General features: G+C 61.6%; 17 protein-coding genes, 1 pseudogene and 1 riboswitch. Of the genes and pseudogenes, 8 read left to right on the top strand and 10 right to left on the bottom strand.

Features of this window, described 5'->3' with window-relative positions:
• Positions 1-91 precede the first annotated feature (91 nt).
• Positions 92-253: riboswitch (yybP-ykoY riboswitch) on the top strand.
• 12 nt (positions 254-265) lie between these two features.
• Positions 266-832, top strand: a complete 567-nt coding sequence (gene mntP / locus AC0Z8Z_RS03235) for a manganese efflux pump MntP (protein ID WP_485617854.1) — start codon at positions 266-268, stop codon at positions 830-832.
• Positions 833-883: 51 nt separating this feature from the next.
• Here the strand turns inward: mntP and AC0Z8Z_RS03240 are convergent, their stop codons facing one another.
• Positions 884-1,633, bottom strand: a complete 750-nt coding sequence (locus tag AC0Z8Z_RS03240) for a glucose 1-dehydrogenase (protein ID WP_485618254.1) — start codon at positions 1,631-1,633, stop codon at positions 884-886.
• A gap of 203 nt (positions 1,634-1,836) precedes the next feature.
• Between AC0Z8Z_RS03240 and AC0Z8Z_RS03245 the strand changes: the two genes are divergently transcribed.
• Positions 1,837-2,742 (top strand): AraC family transcriptional regulator, encoded by a 906-nt coding sequence (locus AC0Z8Z_RS03245; RefSeq protein WP_485617855.1) that lies wholly within the window; start codon positions 1,837-1,839, stop codon positions 2,740-2,742.
• Positions 2,743-2,749: 7 nt separating this feature from the next.
• Here AC0Z8Z_RS03245 and AC0Z8Z_RS03250 read toward each other — a convergent pair whose 3' ends face one another.
• The 3 genes from AC0Z8Z_RS03250 to AC0Z8Z_RS03260 are packed head-to-tail and all read right to left on the bottom strand — an operon-like array spanning position 2,750 to position 4,897.
• Positions 2,750-3,736 (bottom strand): saccharopine dehydrogenase family protein, encoded by a 987-nt coding sequence (locus AC0Z8Z_RS03250; protein ID WP_485617856.1) that lies wholly within the window; start codon positions 3,734-3,736, stop codon positions 2,750-2,752.
• Entirely contained in the window at positions 3,733-4,134 is a 402-nt protein-coding gene (locus tag AC0Z8Z_RS03255; RefSeq protein WP_485617857.1) for a VOC family protein, read from the bottom strand. Before AC0Z8Z_RS03255 ends, AC0Z8Z_RS03250 begins: the two co-directional genes overlap by 4 nt.
• A 19-nt stretch (positions 4,135-4,153) precedes the next feature.
• A complete protein-coding gene (locus tag AC0Z8Z_RS03260) occupies positions 4,154-4,897 on the bottom strand; it encodes an SDR family NAD(P)-dependent oxidoreductase (protein WP_485617858.1) in 744 nt (247 codons plus the stop codon).
• Positions 4,898-5,035: 138 nt separating this feature from the next.
• On the opposite strand from AC0Z8Z_RS03260, the gene AC0Z8Z_RS03265 reads away from it, so the two are divergent.
• Positions 5,036-5,929: an AraC family transcriptional regulator gene (locus AC0Z8Z_RS03265; RefSeq protein WP_485617859.1), complete on the top strand. Its 894-nt coding sequence runs from the start codon at positions 5,036-5,038 to the stop codon at positions 5,927-5,929.
• Between the two features lie 190 nt (positions 5,930-6,119).
• Positions 6,120-6,581, top strand: coding sequence for a GNAT family N-acetyltransferase (locus AC0Z8Z_RS03270; RefSeq protein WP_485617860.1), 462 nt, complete (start codon positions 6,120-6,122; stop codon positions 6,579-6,581).
• Here the strand turns inward: AC0Z8Z_RS03270 and AC0Z8Z_RS03275 are convergent, their stop codons facing one another.
• From AC0Z8Z_RS03275 to AC0Z8Z_RS03290, 4 genes and pseudogenes are all read right to left on the bottom strand, one after another.
• The gene (locus AC0Z8Z_RS03275) at positions 6,582-7,823 is read right to left on the bottom strand and encodes a DUF1835 domain-containing protein (protein WP_485617862.1); all 1,242 of its coding nucleotides are present in this window, start codon (positions 7,821-7,823) and stop codon (positions 6,582-6,584) included. It lies immediately after the preceding gene.
• A gap of 511 nt (positions 7,824-8,334) precedes the next feature.
• Positions 8,335-9,852 (bottom strand): annotated as a pseudogene (locus tag AC0Z8Z_RS03280) (right-handed parallel beta-helix repeat-containing protein); the annotation flags it as partial.
• A 251-nt stretch (positions 9,853-10,103) separates the two neighbouring features.
• Complete coding sequence (locus AC0Z8Z_RS03285; RefSeq protein WP_485617863.1) at positions 10,104-10,805, bottom strand: DUF3053 domain-containing protein; 702 nt, start codon at positions 10,803-10,805, stop codon at positions 10,104-10,106.
• A 263-nt stretch (positions 10,806-11,068) separates the two neighbouring features.
• Positions 11,069-12,013: a DNA/RNA non-specific endonuclease gene (locus AC0Z8Z_RS03290; RefSeq protein WP_485617864.1), complete on the bottom strand. Its 945-nt coding sequence runs from the start codon at positions 12,011-12,013 to the stop codon at positions 11,069-11,071.
• An 806-nt stretch (positions 12,014-12,819) separates the two neighbouring features.
• On the opposite strand from AC0Z8Z_RS03290, the gene AC0Z8Z_RS03295 reads away from it, so the two are divergent.
• Positions 12,820-15,243: a DUF3772 domain-containing protein gene (locus AC0Z8Z_RS03295; protein WP_172611820.1), complete on the top strand. Its 2,424-nt coding sequence runs from the start codon at positions 12,820-12,822 to the stop codon at positions 15,241-15,243.
• A gap of 74 nt (positions 15,244-15,317) precedes the next feature.
• On the opposite strand, the gene AC0Z8Z_RS03300 is transcribed toward AC0Z8Z_RS03295, so the two are convergent.
• Both AC0Z8Z_RS03300 and AC0Z8Z_RS03305 read right to left on the bottom strand, forming a co-directional pair.
• On the bottom strand, positions 15,318-16,676 hold the full coding sequence (locus tag AC0Z8Z_RS03300; RefSeq protein ID WP_485617865.1) for an MFS transporter: 1,359 nt from the start codon (positions 16,674-16,676) through the stop codon (positions 15,318-15,320).
• 484 nt (positions 16,677-17,160) lie between these two features.
• Entirely contained in the window at positions 17,161-18,030 is an 870-nt protein-coding gene (locus AC0Z8Z_RS03305) for an NmrA/HSCARG family protein (protein ID WP_122623844.1), read from the bottom strand.
• 183 nt (positions 18,031-18,213) lie between these two features.
• Here AC0Z8Z_RS03305 and AC0Z8Z_RS03310 point away from each other — a divergent pair, with 183 nt between their 5' ends.
• From AC0Z8Z_RS03310 to AC0Z8Z_RS03320, 3 genes are all read left to right on the top strand, one after another.
• Positions 18,214-19,107 carry a LysR family transcriptional regulator gene (locus tag AC0Z8Z_RS03310; RefSeq protein WP_122623843.1) on the top strand — a complete coding sequence of 298 codons (894 nt, stop codon included), beginning with the start codon at positions 18,214-18,216 and terminating at the stop codon, positions 19,105-19,107.
• 210 nt (positions 19,108-19,317) lie between these two features.
• The gene (locus tag AC0Z8Z_RS03315; protein ID WP_122534666.1) at positions 19,318-19,497 is read left to right on the top strand and encodes a type II toxin-antitoxin system HicA family toxin; all 180 of its coding nucleotides are present in this window, start codon (positions 19,318-19,320) and stop codon (positions 19,495-19,497) included.
• 38 nt (positions 19,498-19,535) lie between these two features.
• Positions 19,536-19,940, top strand: a complete 405-nt coding sequence (locus AC0Z8Z_RS03320; protein ID WP_272628867.1) for a type II toxin-antitoxin system HicB family antitoxin — start codon at positions 19,536-19,538, stop codon at positions 19,938-19,940.
• Positions 19,941-20,030: the final 90 nt, after the last annotated feature.

Below are 20,030 nucleotides of genomic sequence, written 5' to 3' on the forward strand. Positions count from 1 at the left end.
AGATGGCGGTGCACAGCTCCGCCCCCTGCCCGGCCCAAGCAAAATCATACGCGACGACATTTCTTTTACATTCAAGCGCTATAGTGGCGGCCCTTGTTGGGGAGTAGCCTGCTCTGGACTCATTGTCCCAGAGCGTTCGTGTCAACATTCTCGGCGGCCTGCCGTGGCACGAACACCTTCGGGTTGGCGAGACCAACGATGCATCCATGCCTAGAGTCGGGCGTGTGGTAGCGTCGTTGACTCACAGCCCGACTGGAACATAGCCGTGAACCCGATTTCCCTCATCCTTCTTGCTCTGGCCATGTCCACGGACGCTTTCGCAGCGGCCATCGGTAAAGGCGCGAGCCTCCATAAGCCTCGTTTTATCGAAGCGCTGCGCACCGGTCTTATCTTTGGCGTCATCGAAGGCATCACGCCCCTGATCGGCTGGCTGATCGGCCAGGCCGCCACGTCCTACGTCCAGAACTGGGATCACTGGATCGCCTTCACCCTGCTGGTGGTCCTCGGCGTGCACATGATCTACAACGGCCTCAAGCACGAAGAGGCCGAAGAAGAAAAGCCCAACCAGCATTCCTTCCTGATCTTGGCCGTGACCGCGTTCGCCACCAGCATCGATGCGCTGGCCGTGGGCGTTGGCCTGGCCTTCGTCAACGTGAATATCCTGGTGGCTGCCGCCGCCATTGGTGTCGCCACGACGGTGATGGTCACGATTGGCGTGATGCTGGGCCGCGTGCTGGGGACGGTGGTGGGCAAGCGCGCTGAAATTATCGGCGGCATTGTGCTGATGCTGGTTGGCGCGACGATTCTTTACGAGCATCTGTCGGCGGCGTAACGACGGACTGAGCGCACGTGAACCGTGCGCTTCAGACCTCAACCCGGAGGGTTAATACCCGACGCCACGAACCCCGCCGGACGCCCTGATGGATTCGCCCGTGACCCAATGAGATTCACCGGAAGCCAGGAACACAGCCAGAGGGGCAATGTCCTCTGGCTCGCCGAAGCGTCCCAGGGGCGTACCCGCCAGTATTCTCTCTCCTAACTCGCCCGCAAAATGCCCGGCCGTTGCGGGCGTATTGGTGTGGCCCGGCAGGATCGAGTTGACCCGGATACCGCGCGGCCCCAGCTCCCTGGCCAGCGCGAAGCTCAAGGTGTCGACGGCACCCTTGGTGGCCGAGTAGACACTGGAGGCCAGGTAGGGGTCTGTACTCAGGATCGAGCTGATATTGATGATACTTGCCCCAGGCCCCATCAGCTTGACCGCCTCTCGCACCGCGAGCAGGTAGCCCAGCACATTCAGGTTGAATTGCGTGTGGAAGGCTTCTTCGGTGAGGTCATCAATCATCTGGAACACCGCCACCCCTGCGTTATTCACCAGGACATCCAGCGTCCCGTAGTGCTCGCGGACCGTGTTAAACAGACGCGCGACGTCAGTCCCCTGGCTCATGTCCGCTTGCACGGCAATGGCTGAGCCGCCGTGGGTAGTGATATGAGTGACCACAGCCTCGGCGTCGGCCTTGCTGGAGGCGTAGTTGACAATGACGGTGGCGCCCTGGGCAGCCAGCGCCTTAGCGATACCGGCGCCGATACCTTTCGAGGCACCCGTGACTACCGCGATTTTTCCGTTGAGTTTCATACCGTGACCTTTTGAAATGAGGTGTGATTGAGCTTCGTTACTGTCCGTCGTGAGCACCGGTCGTGATTGCCGGGCCTTGAACGAGCTGCGTGGCGCCAGTATTCGGCCAACCTGCGGATCGGCGTTTGCCGATTGTTCGTACATCCTTGCCTGATCTTCTCACTTGGCTTGCCAAGCACTGCGGTGTAGCTCACGGTGGGGGTATGGAAACTCCAATCGCAGAACTGCGCCGCATTGTGACGAGCGCCAGGAACACATGGACGGACACCGGCCTGCCCCGCGTGGCCATGGTCTGCGACGAGGCCTGCCCGGACCAGGTCTATCAGCCGATGCTGCACCTGGTGCTCCAGGGCACGAAAACCCTGTCGATAGGCGAAGAGGTTCTTCGGTACACCGCTGGCCGTTATTTTCTGGTTCCGGTTGATGTACCCGCCACGGGGCAGATCCACCCCGAAGCGGCCGATCAACCCTATCTCGCGGTCAGCCTGGCACTGGATCTCGAGGTGATTGCAACGCTGCTGATGGACGTGAACACCACGCCCGCGGCTGCGCAAAATGTGTGCTTCCAGGCGGTGCGAGCCCCCGATGAAATGCTGGACGCCTGGGTGCGAATGCTGAGGCTGGTCGACCGTCCCAATGAGGCTCCGGTTCTGGCGCCCATGATCGAGCGCGAGATTCTGTACCGTGCGCTGCAGGGGCCCCTGGGGGGTGTCCTCCGTGACATGGCGCGGCCGGATGGCCGGATGACCCAGATCCGCCGCGTCACTCAGTGGATTGGCGAGCACTACACCGAGCCATTGCGCGTCGAGCCCCTGGCGCTGATGGCCGAAATGAGCGTTGCCGCCTTCTATCGGCATTTCAAGTCGGTCACGGCCATGACACCCCTCCAGTATCAGAAACGCCTGCGCTTGTTGCGGGCTCGCTGGTTGCTGCTGTTCGATACGCTGGACGCCACCTCCATTGCCTACAGGGTCGGCTATGAGAGCGCCTCGCAATTCAGTCGCGAATACGCGCGGCTGTTCGGCCTGCCCCCGGCACGGGATGCCGCGCGGTTCAGGCCGCCTTCCGCCGCAGCAGGCCAGATCACCACGCCGAACGCAGCCTCCTGACCCGTCGCTAGACGCCGGGAAGATCGGTGATGACCGTGCCCTCGATGCTCTGTGCAAACCCGCCGCCGAACACCTGCGACGGGGCCGCAAAACCTGGCCGTCGCTCACCGCCCAATACCCGACGTGCGGCTTCAACTGCGGCCAGCGGGGTGTAGGTATAGCCGTTCACGGTTTCAATGATCGACCGTGCCACCGAGCCATCTGCTCCGGTGATCTCAACCGCCGCACGGGCTCGATGGGCAGCACGCGCTGCAGCGTCGGGGCCGTCGGGAAGCCGTGAGAGGTCGCCCTCCGGAAACGCTTCGCCCGAGAGGTGCACAAACATCGTGATGTCGGGAATGGCGGTCGCATGCCACGCAGTGACCAGGTCCCCGAAGGACAATGGCACACAGAGCAACGGGCCCTGACCAAAATCAAATGCACGGGACTGAGCCTCAGGCGTTGCGACCAGCTCACCGTCCACCCTCGCCATCACACCGGCGCCGATGATTTCGCTGACGCTCATCGCTGACCCCCGAGACATTGACCCCGGGACTTGCAGCGCGATGCGCAGTGAACGCGGCTGGACAACGCGGCGGGCGACATGCACCGCCAGCGCGTCGGTCGGAACGACATCCCACCCGACGCCCGGCAATAGCATGACGTCCTGTGCAGCGGCTTCACCGCCCAACCGCTCAGCCAGCCGGTACACATTGATCTCTGCGGTGATGTCCAGATAGTCCACGCCGGCGTGGATGCAGGCGCGCATCAAAGGCTCGGCTGTGTGCGCAAAGGGCCCCGCGAAGTTGAGCAGCACCGAGATCCCCGACAGCGAAGCGGCGGCATCCCCGTCGGCATCGAACACTCGATAAGGCACGCCCAGCCGGGCAGCCAGCGTTTCGAGGCGCTGACGATTGCGCCCGGCGATCTCAAACTGCAGCCCCTGAGATCGCGCGCGCTCCGCCGCCATGCGCCCGGTGTAGCCCGTGGCGCCGTAGATCAGAAGTGTGCTCATCGCGCGTGCTGCCATTTTTTGTAGACGAATTCGAGACTGTAGCCATCCGGATCAAGCACATTGGCGGCGTAGTAATCGGGGTCGTAGTGCAAGCGTGCGCCCGGCGCGCCCTTGTCGACCGCTCCTTGATCCATGGCGGCGGCGTAGGCGGCGTCCACTTCAGCCTGGCTGCTGGCGACAAACCCGACGTGGACAGCACGTCCTTCGACCACCCCCTCACGCAGCCAGAAAAACACCCGGCCATTCGCGCCGAACCCCTTGAGGTCAGGATGACCCGGCGGGCCGTCCTTGCCGTCGTAATCCAGCCGCGCCGTAATGCCCAGCTTGCTCAACGCTGCGTCGTAAAAGCGGATGGAACGTGGGATGTCGCTCACTGACAGAAAAATATGATCCAGCATTCTGAAAACCCTCCCGTGGTCAGATGTTATAACCGCCTGCAACTTCAAGGGTCTGGGCATTGATCCAGCCGCCCTCCTCCGACAGCAACATGGCAATGACGCGCGCAACATCCTCCGGCTCGCCCACTCTGCCAAGCGCTGTCTGGGCGGCCAGCATTGCTTCGAACTCATCGTTGAGGCCGCCGCCCAGTTCAGTGCGAATCGCGCCCGGTGATACGGCATTGGCGCGTATCCTCCTGTCGCCAAATTCCTTGGCCATGTAGCGGGTCAACACTTCAAGCCCGCCCTTGAACGCGGCGTAGGGTGCAACGCCTGCAGTGGCCACTCGTGTCGTGGCGCTGGTGAGATTGACTATGCTGGCGTTTTCGGCCAGTAACGGCAGTAGCGCCTGAGTGAGGAAAAACGGGCCTTTGAGGTGCACATTGAACAGCCCGTCGAACTGCGCTTCGCTGACCGTCGCCAAGGGGTTGAACAGGCCATAGCCAGCGTTGTTGACCAGGCCACTCAACGTGGCGGTCGCCCAGGTTTCCCGAAGGGCCCCGACCACGGATTCGCGAAACGCCGCGAAGCTGCCGACGTCAGACACGTCGAGCTTCAGCGCAACGGCTTTGCCTCCGGCCTGTGCAATACGCTCGACGACCGACGCCGCTGCCTGAGGGTTGGCGTTGTACGTCAGGATGACACCCATACCCCGTTTCGCCGCGTGTTCGGCTGCACTTGCACCAATCCCGCGGCTGCCGCCTGTGATAACGATAACGCCCATGTCGTGTTCCTCTGTGATTCAAACGTGACTCCACAGTACCCATCACAGCGTCCGAGGACGTGTCCGTTCCTGCTCGGAACCTGCCCGTTTCTGCTTTTCCCTTGCGCGGCATGACGCTCAGCCCTCAGCATGCTGCCCATGGAAAAACAATTGAATGAACTCAGATCCCTTGCGGCCGGTGCTGAAAACCGTCGCACCGAAACGGGCATCCCGCGGGTGGCCATGGTGCAGGGCAAAATCCCCGAGCATCTGCTGGCGGCGGTGTATGACCCGATGATCAACGTGATTCTGCAGGGCAGCAAAAGCATGACCGTGGCCGACCGGACGCTCAGGTACGACCCCGCCACCTACTTCGTCATGTCCATCGATCTGCCAGCGGTGGGTTCAGTGCATCCGGCCGTTACGGGCGAGCCGTATCTGGCGGTCAGCCTGACGCTGGACCCGGCGGTGTTGTCCACGCTGTTTGCCGATCTGCCCAAACCTGCCAGCCGCCCCGAACCCCACGCCGGGTTTTCAGTGGCGTCAATGACGGGTGACTTGATGGACGCCTGGGTGCGAATGCTGCGCTTGATGGGCGACCCGGAAGCGATCGCCGCCCTCGCCCCGGTCTATGAACGGGAAATCATCTTCCGCGTCCTCCAGGGCCCGCTTGGCTGGATGTTGCGCGAAATCGCCGCGCCGGACAGCGCGATGGCGCGGGTCAACATGGCCATCCAGTGGATTCGCCGTGACTTCGCCGAGCCCTTGGGCGTGGAGCGGCTGGCTGAACACGCCTCAATGAGCGTCTCGGCGTTTCATCGCCATTTCAAGGCCGTCACCCACTTGAGCCCCTTGCAGTACCAGAAGCGGGTTCGCCTGTTGCAGGCCAGAACGCTGATGGTCGCCAATGCCAGGAGCGTCATGGCGGCTGCGCTTGAGGTCGGCTACGAGAGCGCCACGCAATTCAGTCGCGATTACGCCCGGGTATTCGGGCTGCCCCCGGCGCGGGATGCGAGCAGGATTCTTAGGGATACGGGCGTGGTCGGGCGCTGAAGGCACAGAACACGAATGTATGCAGTCAAGAAAAATTCGGCAAAACTACCCAGACTCAAGATTTTCCGGGTGGACTGAAGAAAAATTGCGCGGCCACGGCCGCTGTCAAGGATTTGCCCAGTGAAGCACAGTGCACGCGCCAGACAGCAGGGATCGTCAAGGTTTTTCAGTTTTACAGGAGTAAAAATACGTGAACTACCTGATCCGCAAGGCAACGGACAAGGACGCCACCGGGATCAGCGAGGTCATTGTGGCGGCGCTGCGCAAGTCCAACAGCCGGGACTATTCAGCAGCCGTCATCGCGCAGGTTGAGCTGAGTTTTTCCCCACCCGCGATCCTGGGTTTCATAGCGCAGCGGCAGGTGTACGTGGCGACCCTCGGCGAAGAGATCATTGCTACGGCGAGCCTCGATCAGGCCACGGTCCGAAGCGTATTCGTCGCGCCGACACACCAGGGCCAGGGCGCCGGGCGGGCGTTGATGGCGGCGGTTGAGTCAGCCGCCTCCATCCACGGCTTCCGTCGGTTGCGCGTGCCCTCTTCCATCACGGCAGAGGGCTTCTACCGTTCACTGGGCTACTCGACCGTTCGGGATGAATACCACGGCGAGGAGCGGACGATCATCATGGAGAAGTCGCTGATATCTCCGGCTTAGTCAGCGACGCCACACCCGGCCTTTAGCACTGACTACCCAAGGCGAGCGATCGGCAACAATCTGCACCCCACCGACCCAGCGCTCCGCCGGCCCGAGCTCAAGCCAGTTCAACTCGCCGCGCACCACGCGCTCACCCAGCGCGGTCAACCGGACAAGGCGTCTGGGCCATTCACTGCCCGGCTGTTCGTGAATCAGCGGCTGGGGCGCCTCGATGAGAGGCCTGAGCAGTGCGTTGAACATCATGTCGCCCAGATACGGCAGCGGCTCATAGGTCAGCATCAAATGGCCGAAGACCTTGCCGGCCGGTATCTCGCCTTTCTCCGCGAGGATGCGCAGGGTCAGTCGCTGAGTCAGGCCCAAACCATCCTCTGCGCCGGGCAGTTCTTGCAGTTGTCTCGCCAACGCGGGACCAAGCAGCGGCAGCGCCGAATGGTGCTGTGCCGCGAGCTCGGCCCAGCGCGTCGGGTCCGCTGCGGTGTAGGCGGCCCATACCTGCCGGGCCAGTGCCAGAGCGTCTTCACCGATGGCGCGCCGCTGGGGCCAGAGCCAGGCGAGCACGTCCGGGTCCAGTTGCCCGATGCCAATGAACCGCTCGACACCCGGCACGCGGTTGATTTCGATCAGTTCCAGCCTGCGCGGCATGCTGGGCAGACTCGCCAGCAGACGCACCAGAAACAGCTGATCGTACGCATCGGCCTCGCACCACAGGACCAGTTCACTGTCGGCATTCAGGCGTGCCAATGCCTCACGCTGAATCGCCTGGCGTTGCTGAACGTCACGGGGTGACAGTCCAAACGCCTGCTCGGCAAACGCGGCACGTATCGCCCAATACTCATCGTCGGGCAGCGCGGGAACCGGTCCCATGACCATCGGGTCGTCGAACATCTGGAACGAGCCTGCGAAGCCGACAACGCGCAGGCTGCGCTCGATGTCGTTGCCGCAGCGCCAGTGCTGAACCTGTGCTTCCCCCGTCGCCGCGAAATCCGGATGGCGGGCGGCAAATGCGACAGCGTCGGCATGGGCGATCAATTTGGGCCAACTGGCGAAACCCGCCTCGCGGGCCACCAGCCAGTGGGTGTCGGCGAGCCGGTAGTCGGGTCCGGGCAGGCCCATTGCGCGCAGTTGCGCCCGGGCGTCATCGGCTTCGCCGGTTTTAAGTGATTTAAGCAGACGTTTTGCCTGCTTACGCAGCGCAGGCAGGTCGAGCAGACCGTGTTGACGGGACGCATTAATGGCAGGCATGCCAACTCCTTACAGGGCTCGGTCCGCCGACAAGCCGGGAGCTGGAATGAATGATTGGGGAAACGCTTGCCTTGGGGAACCCCTTCGCGCGGACCGCAGGCGCAGCAGACGCCCGGAGGCCGACTTTAGCGGGAAGGTCTTGAGGATGCAAAGGTTGGCGCGGAAATTGGGTGCCAGAATTGAACGGCATCGCGCCGTGAGTATTGCCCCACGGCGCGTGCAACCCTCGGTTCACCGCCCGTGCTCGCGCAGGGGCAAGGACGGTCCTGACGTTACGTCAAACCAGCCCCATCTCCGGATGATCCTGAGCCACGCCTACCAGCTCTACTGACACGGCATCCGCTGCCGTTAATGTGTTGGCCAGCAACGCTGGGGCGTCGGCAAATGCCATGGCTTTTGAAGGGAGACCGCCTTTGAAATCACCGTCCAGCACCAGTTCGAAGCGATGCCCTTGGACATCAGGATCAAGGTCTTTCAGGTAGACCCGGGTGTGCTCGGCGTTGGTGGTGAACTTCAAGGTGCCGTCATGGCCGTCGCCGAATCCGGTGAAGCCGAGGCCCGAGACGTCGATGGTGTCGTGGGCGGCATCGAAGTCGCCGATGCGGTCTGCATGGCCGGCGGTGGCCGTTCTGTAGCTGTCGGACACCGAGGTAAACAGAAACAGATCAGAACCTGCGCCGCCGAACAGCACGTCGGCATCGGCGCCGCCGATCAGGGTGTCGTTGCCGCTGCCGCCGAGCAAGCGGTCATGGCCGGCGCCGCCCCAGAGCAGATCCGCCCCCGACCCACCGTTCAATGTGTCTGCTCCGTCCTTGCCGTTGAGCGAGTCGGCCTTGGCCGTTCCGACGAGGACATCGCTGCCATTCCCGCCGTCAATGGCGTTCAGCATCGGGTTGGTCCCGACGTGGTCACCCGCGCCTTGCAGCGATACGGCACCCTGCTGCAGATGAGCGAAAGTGTTGCCGTAAACGGAGTTGCTGCCTGACTGGCCGCTCTCCTCGGCCACGCCGAAGGTGCTTTTGTCGCCGCCGGTGATGATGTTGTCCGCGAAGGTGTTGTGGTCCGCCGGATGAAGCTTCCCGGAGACGCCGCCGCGATCGTCGAATGGCTGGATCAGCACTTCAGGGATGCCGGCTTTCTGCGCGTTCTCGTGAATCAGATTGCCGCGCACTTCAACGTCCGTGCTGCCATAGACACGCACGCCGGAGGTGCCGTTGTGGTGGATGTCCACGCCGCTGATATCGACGCCGTTGGACAGTTTCACCAACACCCCTTCCGCCGCATTGCCGTACACCTCGCCACCCTCGATGGTGATGTGATGCGGCGAGGGGATGTTTTCGCTGCCGCGCTGGACGACGATGCCGCCGCCGCCATTGTCGTGGGAGACGTTGTTCAGCAGCGCCAGGTCGTGGGTGGTCGTGACAACGTTGAAACCGTGGCGGTCATTGTCGTACGCCAGGTTGTTGCGAAAGGTGCTGTCGATCAGGTAGTCGGCAACGAACCCGTCGAGCCCGTTGCCATGGGACACGCTGTTTTCGATGAGCATGTTGGCCGTGCGCTCGTGGGGATCGAACCCGTAGCCGGAGCAGTCGCGGATCTCGACGCCGGAGAGCGTGACGTTGCTGTCCTGACCCGGCTGGCCTGGCAGAAACCCGTTGTACCAGCCATCCACCTTGCCCGTGGTCGAATCCCGGTTGCCGTCGAGGGTGAGATTGCTGACGCCGAAATCGTGGGTCGCCTCGCCGCTCGCCGAGCGGATGAGGCCGGTGACCGCCTGATCGGTACCGTCTGCCAGCTTGAGCACCGTGGCGCCCATGCCCTCGCCCTTGATGAACACATTGCTTTTGAGCATCAGTGCGCCGTCGGCAGGCTTTCCGCCCGGGGTCAGGGTCCAGGTGCCCGCGGGAATATACACATCGCCGCCGCCGGCTTTCGCCGCAGCATCGATGGCGGCTTGAATGGCTGCGGTATCAGACGTATGTCCGTCACCCACAGCGCCGAAATCCCGGACATTGAATTGCAGGGTCATAACGTGCTCCGTTTTCAACTGAAGAGACGGAGGCAGTATGGGCATGTCGTGTGAAAAGCGAGTTATCTGACGGGATATATGACAGGCGGTGGGCAATCACTCCTCGATTTTGCCTGTGTCGCTCCGCCGCAGGATCAAGCGACTCCGGCCAAAGCCGGTCCTACTGACTGCATGCAGGTTGCAGGACCGACTTTAGCCGGGAAGGAGTCAGCGTGACTTTACTGCGCCGAGTGCCGTTGTCAGGTGTGGATTCAACGCCCCAGCAACACGGCCTGCATGCGTGTCTGCGCGTCTTGAACCACCTTGGCCTTGGCATTCAGGTCCTGCAACAGCGTGTTCAATTCAGCCTGCACCTTTGGGTCTGTCACTTGGACCACCGAGCCATTGATCTGGATCTGCGCCTTGTGAGCGTCGACGTAGTCCGCCACTTTCAGGCCCGATTCGAAGGTGCCGTTGACTTGCGGCATGACGGTCAGGAGCGTGTTGGCCGGTACGCTGACGGTGCGATCATAGGCGCTGTCATACACGGCTTTCAGATCGTCCGGCTGCTTGAGCTGGGCATGGGCTGCGTCCGCTTTCGCCAACGTTTGCTTGAGCTGCAAGACGAGGTCGTTCACGCCGGCTTGCACCGTCTTGAGATCATCGCGGCGCGCGATCACATCGCCCAATGAGCGGAACGCGCCTTTCTGCACGAAACCGTTCAGGGGTTGGGTGCTGGCGTCCATACCCTTGTTGAAGTCAGTGATCACGGCGTAGTGCTGGGTGTAATCACCGAAGGACTTCGATTCATCCGGTGTCAGTTTGGGCACGTGCACGCCGGGCTTGTCGATGATGCGGGTTTGCAGGAACTGCTTGAATGCGGCGCGCTGGTCAGGCTCGCTGCTGCCGCAGGCGGTCAGGAGCAGCGGCAGTGCGAGGGCGAGTAACCAGTGGCGGCTGAATGAGACGGTCATTGTCGGTGGATCTCCAGGAAGTGAAAAAAGCCGTTGGCAGAGAAATCGTGCTTCAAGGCGGTACGGCGTGCGGGTTCAGTCGGCAGCTTGCCGATGCCGGTGTACCGTCTGTACGCGTGATGCTAGATAGCTGACGCGCCCATAAATTCCGTTTGGATCCCGTTATTTTGTGGTTTTTGCGCGGTACCGCTCATTTGCCGTCCGGATCAGGCCTGGCCAGAGCGTGATGCCCAGGCTCGGCGCTGAGCCTTGGCGTCATGGGCTTAGAGACGAATATCCTCCGGCCGCTGAATCAACGCTTCGATCCGTGTGCCGGTGATCTGTTCTTCATTGGAGAAACCGTCATACCGCGCCAATTCCCCGAAGCTGATGCCCGTGAGCGTCTCAATCTGAGTGACGCTGCGTCGATACGTCCTTAACGCGCCAAACACCAGCTCCAGCTTGCCCAGCTCGCGGGTCTGGTCGATCACGTACGCGCTGGCCGAAGGTTTGCCGTCATCGCCGAGAAACGCGACAACTTTCCAGAAGGCTCTGGGGATTTGTACCCCTCGGTACAGCGGGTCGTCACTGCGCAGCACCGGTCCGGTGAACACCGTTGCGCGCTCCTTCCAGCGGCGAGTGTTCTCCAGGATGAAGTCTTCGAGCTCCAGCCAGGTTTTCTGATTGAAGGCGGACATCTGCGGCGAGCAATTGGTGAAATGAAACGTGTCCTGATTGGCGGTCTGCGCCTCGTTACCCCAGTTGGGGTCCTGCCGCCGCACCAGATGACCGCGATCGAGCAAGTTGTCGCGGTACAAGTCCTCGCCAAGCTGCGCCTCGACCGGCAGGCGACCGTCATAGGCCCAGGTGTCCTGACGCCGCACGATCTCCACGCTGCTGCCACCCTCGATGTTCACGCCGACGTACAGCGCAATGCGCCGACTCCGGGACATGCTGATGGAGAAATGGGTGTAGTCCAGACGGTTGCCGGGATTCCCCACGGGGAATACGTCATCCGGCGTCGAGGTGGTCGGCCAGGGCACGACGAATTCCCCGAGAAAATCACCGCTGTAGCCCGCTCGACCTTCCAGTTGCGCTGCCGGCGTGATCCGCGCCTGCGGGGCTGACCGCAGGGCGGTGGCATGGGATGACGGTTCGGTCGTGATGGGCTGAAGATCAGCCAGACGGGGGCGATGGTCGAGATCTACCTGAGGGCTATGTGTCGGCATCCTGCTTACCTCTTGATTGAAGAAGGCCCTTCGCGGGCCCTGTTGGTACAACGAACACGATCATGTGCCGCTGAGTGTGAATATCACATGACCTGAGAGCATGGTGGGTATCGGTGAGCGGTGGTGCTCGAGAAGGTCCCTTCCCGGCTGAAGCCGGTCCCACACTTTGAAGCGCGCGCGTTCAGTGAGACCGGCTTCAGCCGGGAATGGACGCGGAGCGTCCTAAGATGCATACCCTCGCGGAGCGTGGGCACGATCGGAAATAGCAGACCGCGTACGCCCCGTAGGCCCGGCTGCGATTGTAGGACTGGCTTTAGCCGGGAAGCCTTTGATCTGATCTAAATACGCTTTTGATCTTGATCTTCATACACTGCGAGTGCAGACGACACCAGTCGCGACTTGGGTGCAGGCTGAACGCAGGTCTCGTGGAGTGGGCCGAGCGGCATGGATGCCGCGAGAGCGCCGTCAGGACATGGATGTCCGTTCGGCGCGGGCCCACGGAGCGGGACCGGAGTGAAGGAACCCTGAGGAACGAAGGGCCCAACCAGGAGCACAAGCCCTTGGTTACTTGGGGCTTTACCAAGTAACTCGCCGAAGGCGAAACAGTCTGCCCCCAGGCAGACGCTCTTGATCTTCCATCAGCCGCACCACTGCCGGCAATGGACAGCGAGCGTAAGTTGTCCCGCCACAATCCTTGCTATCATCCGCCCCCGCGCGCACGAAGGGTCGAGCCGCCCGCCTGTCTTTCGACAACTGCGCCAAATGATCAGATCGCAAAACCGGTTAACGCCCCCAAAGGAACCCGAATGCAGCACGCTACGTTGAACCGTTTCCATGCTGGACTGCTGGCCCTGTTGCTGCTGTGCGTGACCCTGCCAGCGTTTGCTCAGGCCGCGCCGGCCCCAAAGGCCGCGCCGCAGGCCGCCAGCCAAGGCGATGCAGCGCCTGAAGTCGAGGCACCGAGCCTGGATGATCTGAACGAGCAGCTTGACCAGATCCGGCAAAAAGTTACCGTCAGTGCCAATGACGACTTGCTGTCAAGCCTGCGTCAGGCCGCATTGCAGGTGCAGAAGCAAGCCGATGAGCTGATCGCCAAACAGGCCGTTGACATCGAGCACCTGAACGATCAGCTGAACATCCTTGGCCCGGTGCAACCCGACGAAGCGCCTGCCCTGACCAGCCAGCGCAAGGCGTTGACGGCCCAGAAAAACGCGCTGGTCAGCGACGAGCGGCAGACCAATACGTTGAGTCAGTCGGCACGGGACCTGGCCACTCAGATCTTCAGCCTGCGCCGCAGCCTGTTCGACTCCCAGATCAGCACCCGTACGGCAAGCCCGCTGAGTTCGGCGTTCTGGTCGACCCTGATTCGCCCTACCGATGACGACCTCAGGCGCATGAACGGTTTGCTGGACGACGTCCGCAGCGTGTTCATCAGCGCACTGGCGCCCGGCAACCGCATGCTGTTTGCCAGCGTGGTGATCGGCGCGCTGCTGATCTGGGTGGTGGTGCGCCGCCTGCTGGAGAGCCTGCTGATCCGCCTGATGGTCCGTTGGTTGCCCGAAGGCCGTCTGCGTCGCAGCGCCCTGGCACTGGCCGTCGGGCTGTCGACGGTGGTCACCATCACCGCCGCCACGTCCTTGCTGCGTTGGGGCATCGTCAGCAATGCGGTGCTCAGCAACGACGTGGTCAACCTGCTCGACCAACTGCAGACGCTGATCACCTTCTGCGCCTTCATCGTCGGCCTGGGCCGCGCGCTGCTGATGCTGCCACACCCTTCGTGGCGCCTGCCGAAGATTCCTGACGAAATTGCCACCGCCATGGGCCGATTCCCGCCCGTGCTGGCTTTGGCGCTGATGGTCATCGGCACCCAGGAACGCATCAACAGCGTCATCGCCAGCAGCCTGGCACTGACCGTCGCCGTCAACGGCCTGACCGCACTGGCCGTTTCGCTGATGTTTTTCTTCGGCCTGGTGCGCTACCGCCGCACCCGCCGCCGCTTCGCCATTGAACGTCCCGGCGGCCTCGCCGGGTTGATTCCGTTCGTGGTGGCAGTCTGGGTCGGCCTGAGTTTGCTGGCGTTGCTGAGCGGCTACCTGACGCTGGCCTACTTCCTCGCGGTCAAGCTGCTGTGGATGAGCGTGGTGGCTTCGACCGCCTATCTGCTGGTGGCGTTCTTTGGCGACGTCTGCGAAACCCTCCTGTCGCCCAAGCAACCGGGTGGCATGGCACTGGGTTCGGCACTCGGCCTGTCGCCGCGCCATCAGGCCCAGGCGAGCACCATTCTGGCGGGCGTTGGCCGCAGTTTGCTGCTGCTGGCCGCCGTGCTGCTGGCCTTTCTGCCCTCGGGTTCAAGCCCGGGCGAGTTGCTCGAAAGCTTCACCCGGATGGAAGTGACCGACAAATCCCTGGGCGCCCTGAACATCGTTCCAAGCGACATCCTCATGGCGCTGGGTTGTTTGGTACTTGGCATGCTGGGCGTGCGCGTGCTCAAGGAATGGTTCGGCGAGCGCCTGCTGCCGGAAACCAACATGGACGCCGGCATGCAGGCGTCCCTGGTGACCCTGATCGGCTACATCGGGTTTGTGCTGGTGATTGCGGTGGTGATGTCCACGCTGCACATCAGCCTGACCAACCTGACCTGGGTAGTGAGCGCCCTGTCGGTGGGGATCGGTTTTGGTTTGCAGGCCATCGTGCAGAACTTTATCTCCGGCCTGATCCTGCTGACCGAGCGGCCAGTCAAGGTGGGAGACTGGGTGAGTCTGGCGGGGGTCGAGGGCGATATTCGCCGGATCAACGTGCGTGCCACCGAGATCCAGATGTCCGACCGCTCCACGGTGATTGTGCCGAACTCACAGTTCATTACCCAGAACGTGCGCAACGTGACCATGGGCAACGCACTCGGCGTGGTCGGGATTTCCCTGACGTTGCCGCTGGAAACGGATGTCTTGCAGATCCGCGAACTGCTGTTGCAGGCGTTTACCGAGCACGAAGCCGTCCTCGATACGCCAGCGCCCTCGGTCACCTTCAAAGACCTGACCAACACCGGCCTTATCATCAGCGCCACGGGTTACGTCAACAGCCCGCGCTCGGTGGGCGGTGCGCGAAGCGATCTGTTGTTCACCGTGTTGGGTCGCCTGCGGGAAATGGGCATCGCCCTGTCGGCACCGCAGAGCATGGTGTTGATCAACGACGGGCTGGGCAAGGAACAGCCGCCGGCGGCAGCGGAGTGATCACCCCGCCCCGTTGAGACACGCGGCGTGGCAGTCGACCGTTGCATGACTGTCGCGCCGCGCGGCCACCGGAATCAGCTTACGTTTTTGTTCGGGTCCTCGGCATGGGCCCAACGATAATCCAGACGCGGCGCGAACACTTTGATCCGGCGCTTGATCTTGATCAGGATCGGGTCATGCACGGGCTCCGGATCTTTCAGGAAGACGGTCAGCACGGCACTCAGCGCGTACAGCCCGCAAAAGGCCCAGACCACGCCTTCAATCCCGTAACTGTCATTGAAGATCGCGACCACCGCCGGGCCCACCCATGTCGACGCCCCTGCCCCGAGGCTCAACACCGACAATGCAGCGGCCTTGTTGTTCGGCGCCAATGCGGGTGCGAGCGCCGAGAGCGGCACGAAACACGCCAATGTCAGGCCGTAGAAGGCGCCGAAGATCGAGGCGATCAGGAAGTCGTGGGTAAACGCCTGGGGCATGAAGAAGAACAACGGGGTGCTGATCGTGCTGCCCACCGCGCCGAACCACAGGATCGTGTTGCGATAACCGATCTTCGTGCTGATCACGCTAGAGCCCAGATTACCGATGATGTTGAACACGAAGACGATGGTCAGCAGGCGCAGCCATTCTTCGAGGGTGAAGCCGACGGTGTGCATAAAGAATCCGGGCATGACCACCAGAAAACCGAACATCGACGAGGTGTTGATCACTCGAACGATACCGGCCAGCGACACTTTGGGGCGTGTCCACATGATGGTGATGTTCTTGGCCATCGACACGAGCGGCCGCTCACCCTCGGGCGCCAGCCGACGCATGCCATGGGCTTCACGCATCCCGATCAGACCAATCGCGCCGCCGACGACCACCAGTGCGAAGGACAGCCAGAAGGTCTGCAATGCGCCGATCAGCGGGATAGCGACACTTGCCACCAGAGAGCCGAGCATCGGCAGGCCCGCCGCATAAGCCACCCAGAACCAGCCCACGGCCATGCCCATTTTGCGAGAGGGCGTGGACGCGGCGATCCATACCAGAAAGCCGTAAGCGAACAATGGATAGCCGAAGCCGCGCAGGCCGTAGGTCAGCAGAATCATTGAGTAGCTCAGGTCCTGCAGTCCGTAGATCAGGAAGAGCACCTCAAACACACTCCAGATGACCAAGCCCAGGAACATCACCCGTTTCGGGCCCCAGATGTTGGAGAGTGCGCCGGCGAGCCAGGAGGAAATCCCGACCGTAACGCCGTAGAGGGTGAAGATCATTGCGATTTCATCGCCGGGCATGCCGCGTTCGCTGAGGAAGGGCGAGAGGTAGCCGAGTTCTACGCCATCGCCGATCATGAAGATCAGCAGGCCGACAAAGCCCCAGAACATGGGATAGGGAATGCCCACTTTGTCGCAGAATCGTGAGAGTGGAGTGTTCGGAGTGGATTGATCGCTCAATTTTCCGTTCCTTTTTGATGCAGGACGCTTGGGCGCGCCAATGAGTGGCCTCGATGAGGTTGAAAGGCAGAGGGGGTGGCACAGATTTCTGCTTCGGGCAGCGAGCAAAACTGGCTTGGTGGGTAGCGCGCGGGGTCGGACGTGCAGCGGCTATCGTCGACCCATTAATCTATGTTTTTTCTAGATTTTCGAGCCCGAAGCCCGCTTTTTATGCCAGATGAAACGATTAATCACAACCGACCAACGTTGCTAAAGGTGCGACAACGTGCCCGGTTGTATCGTCTGAGGGGTAGAGGAACTGGGCGCTCGGGTATCGCAGGTTGAGGATGCAAATAAACACATTTTTTTTCGTGAGATGGCTCTATTCCAATCATCTCAGCGATGTTTCATCAATCAGACGCCGCGCTTGATGCAGGAGCTACCGAGGGTATGGCCAGCGAAATGCTGATCAACGTCGTCCAGCAGCCTATCGTTGACCGCCTGGTCAGACCCGCCGCGCCAATCGGGTCGCGAAGTCTCGGTAGGAATGAAGCTTGCGTCCCAGGATTTGCGTCAGGCGTGCCACATCGCCGGTTTCCGGAATCATTCCGTCGCTGACAAAACGCTGGGCCATGAGGCGCATCTCATAGGCCATCCACGTGGGCATGAACGTCGCGACGTTTTGCTCGAAACCCGACGGATCATCGCCCCCGTAAACGACCGGACGTCCGAGGACTTGCGTCCAGATCGCGGCAACCCCCTCGCCCGTCAGCGTATCCGGGCCAACCAGATTGATGACTACGTTGGGCAGGTCGTCCGAGGTCTGATCGCGCCGCAACAGCTCGATGGCCGCCACTTCGGCGATGTCCCGGGCATCGACCATGGCCAGGCCCTTGCTGCCAATCGGCATCGGATAGACACCGTGCTCGAAGATGGCTTCCTTGACCATTTCGTCGTTGTCGATGAAGTAGCTCGGACGCAGGATCGTGGCATTGAAGCCCATTTGCTCAATCATCCGCTCAGCGCCTGATTTCACCGCGAAATGCGGCACGTCGACGAAGCGGTCGGCGTGAATAACCGAGAGGTAAACCACGCGGTTGACGCCGGCCTCCCTCGCGATATTGAGCGCGATCAGTGCCTGGGTGAACTCATCCGCCGCTACGGCGTTGAGCAGGAAGAACGTGGAAACCCCTACGAACGCACGACGAAGGGATTCGATGTCGAGCATTTCGCCCTGGACGACGTCCACTTGCGTGGGGAAATGTGTGCTCGAAGGGTCACGTACAAGGACACGTACGTGGGCATCGCGCTTGAGGAGCTGTTCAACGACTTTGCTGCCAACTCGGCCGGTAGCGCCCGTTACGAGGATAGTCATGGTGGTTCACCGTGGTGGATTTGACTGGAGACGCCACTATCGGTGGATCATGAATGAACCGCTAGACACCGATATTAGACACGGCGTTCCATGTATGGAACAGTCTCATTCCAGCATCAGCCCTGTCGCTCGGCGGCCGGCGCTATCGCTCATTCGCAACCGTTGCTTTGTTTCAGGTGAACCATGGATTTGCTTGCCCTTGCTGATTTCAATCTCGTCGCCCGGCATGGCGGGTTCGGCCGCGCGGCACGTGCCGCCGAGCGGCCCAAAGCAACGTTGTCACGTCGGGTTGCAGAGCTGGAGCGCAGCCTGGATTTGCGCCTGTTCGAGCGCGGCGGGCGTACCCTAAAGCTCACCGAGGAAGGCCGCGCGCTGTTTGAACGCACGGGAGCGTTACTGACCGAACTCGATGAGACGGCTGCGGCGATCGCGTCAGGCGGAGCGCGACCACGGGGTAAATTGCGCGTCAGCGCCCCACTGTTTTTCGCCCAGACCGCCATGGGCAAGCTGGCGGCGGGCTTTGCCCTTGAGCATCCGGAAGTACGGCTTGAGGTGACGACCGAAGATCGCGCTGTCGACATGATCGAAGAAGGTTATGACCTGGTGATTCGCGTCAATCCGGAGGTCGACGAAAGCCTGATCGGTCGCATCTTTCTGCACGACCGGCTGGTCGTCGTCGCGAGCCCACACCTTGCCCGCCCCAAGCCCGACGTCCCGGTAGCGGCGGTGACAAGAGGGCCCGGCGACCGCCAGCGCGTGTGGGCTGTAGCAACTCCCAAAGGCCAAACCGCTATGGCCATAGACCCGGTGCTGAGTCTGTCTTCGCTGGTCATGGTCCGCGACGCTGTGTTGGCGGGCGTAGGCGCCGGTCGCTTACCGGTGTCACTGGTGGGTCAGGACCTACGCAATGGAACGCTGGTGCACTGGGGCGACATCGACGCACCGCCAGTCGCACTGTGGGCCCTGTATCCGTCGCGACGATTATTGAGCGCGCGTGTCTCGGCGTTTCTCGATTATCTGAGACGAGCGTTTCCGAACGGCGCGCCCGAGGAGTTGGCGGCTTTCATGGCGCGGTGACAGGATGCGGGGTTCGTTGCCGTCGGCGGAGATGCGGTCGTCCCTGCGCACCAGTGGTAAAGCGCTGTAAATAAATCAGCCGCTTGAGCGTTGTGGCATCTGAAGCAAGACTATCCAAGTCCATCATTCATAACTCTGGATACATCTTCTTCCTTGATCTAACATCGAACGACTTTCACCATCCGCCCCACACTTCAAAGGGAGCCGCTGGTGAAAAGCAGGGAATTGATCTCAGAATTAGAAGCAGCGGGCTGGAGCTTAGCCCGAATCCGAGGCAGCCATCACATTTACACTCACCCGTGCAGCTGTCACTCCATCCCGGTCCCCCATCCGAAGAAGGACCTTCCCATCGGAACGATCAAAAGCATCAGGAGGCGGGCATGTCTATAACCTCTGGCACCCAATCAATCCCAATGCAGGAGCGCACCATGCAATATCCAATCGCCATTGAATGGGGCGACGATACGACGGCCATCGGCATACAGATTCCGGACATTCCCGGCGCGGTGACGGCTGGCGACACGTTTGAAGAGGCTTACAACGCGGCGGTCGAAATTGCCCACATCTGCCTTGAAGAGCTGGTTGCCGACGGTCAACCCGTGCCCATGCCGTCGTCTGCTCGGGCTTATCACGGTCATGAAGACTTCGTAAACATGGGCTGGGGTATGGTCGAGATCGACATTACCCCTTATCTGGGCAAGACCGAGAAGGTCAATGTCACCTTGCCGGGATTTGTCATACAGCGGATCGACCGTTATGTTCGCGACCACAACGTCAAAAGCCGGTCTTCGTTCCTGGCGGATGCGGCGCTGGAAAAACTCGGGCGGATTTAAGCCACAGGTGGCCGCGACAACTCCACGAGCTCTTGGCAGGACCGGCTTCAGCCGGGAAGGCGTTGGGTCTCACACCGCACCAGTGACAGC

Source organism: Pseudomonas sp. 1L-C-7-B-C1 (assembly GCF_057291635.1).

What these genes read in the sequence shown, in the direction of transcription:
- AC0Z8Z_RS03240 (WP_485618254.1), bottom strand. Translation starts at nt 1,633, where the DNA reads ATGAAACTCAACGGAAAAATCGCGGTAGTCACGGGTGCCTCGAAAGGT.
- AC0Z8Z_RS03245 (WP_485617855.1), top strand. Translation starts at nt 1,837, where the DNA reads ATGGAAACTCCAATCGCAGAACTGCGCCGCATTGTGACGAGCGCCAGG.
- AC0Z8Z_RS03250 (WP_485617856.1), bottom strand. Translation starts at nt 3,736, where the DNA reads ATGAGCACACTTCTGATCTACGGCGCCACGGGCTACACCGGGCGCATG.
- AC0Z8Z_RS03255 (WP_485617857.1), bottom strand. Translation starts at nt 4,134, where the DNA reads ATGCTGGATCATATTTTTCTGTCAGTGAGCGACATCCCACGTTCCATC.
- AC0Z8Z_RS03260 (WP_485617858.1), bottom strand. Translation starts at nt 4,897, where the DNA reads ATGGGCGTTATCGTTATCACAGGCGGCAGCCGCGGGATTGGTGCAAGT.
- AC0Z8Z_RS03265 (WP_485617859.1), top strand. Translation starts at nt 5,036, where the DNA reads ATGGAAAAACAATTGAATGAACTCAGATCCCTTGCGGCCGGTGCTGAA.
- AC0Z8Z_RS03275 (WP_485617862.1), bottom strand. Translation starts at nt 7,823, where the DNA reads ATGCCTGCCATTAATGCGTCCCGTCAACACGGTCTGCTCGACCTGCCT.
- AC0Z8Z_RS03285 (WP_485617863.1), bottom strand. Translation starts at nt 10,805, where the DNA reads ATGACCGTCTCATTCAGCCGCCACTGGTTACTCGCCCTCGCACTGCCG.
- AC0Z8Z_RS03290 (WP_485617864.1), bottom strand. Translation starts at nt 12,013, where the DNA reads ATGCCGACACATAGCCCTCAGGTAGATCTCGACCATCGCCCCCGTCTG.
- AC0Z8Z_RS03295 (WP_172611820.1), top strand. Translation starts at nt 12,820, where the DNA reads ATGCAGCACGCTACGTTGAACCGTTTCCATGCTGGACTGCTGGCCCTG.
- AC0Z8Z_RS03305 (WP_122623844.1), bottom strand. Translation starts at nt 18,030, where the DNA reads ATGACTATCCTCGTAACGGGCGCTACCGGCCGAGTTGGCAGCAAAGTC.
- AC0Z8Z_RS03310 (WP_122623843.1), top strand. Translation starts at nt 18,214, where the DNA reads ATGGATTTGCTTGCCCTTGCTGATTTCAATCTCGTCGCCCGGCATGGC.
- AC0Z8Z_RS03320 (WP_272628867.1), top strand. Translation starts at nt 19,536, where the DNA reads ATGCAATATCCAATCGCCATTGAATGGGGCGACGATACGACGGCCATC.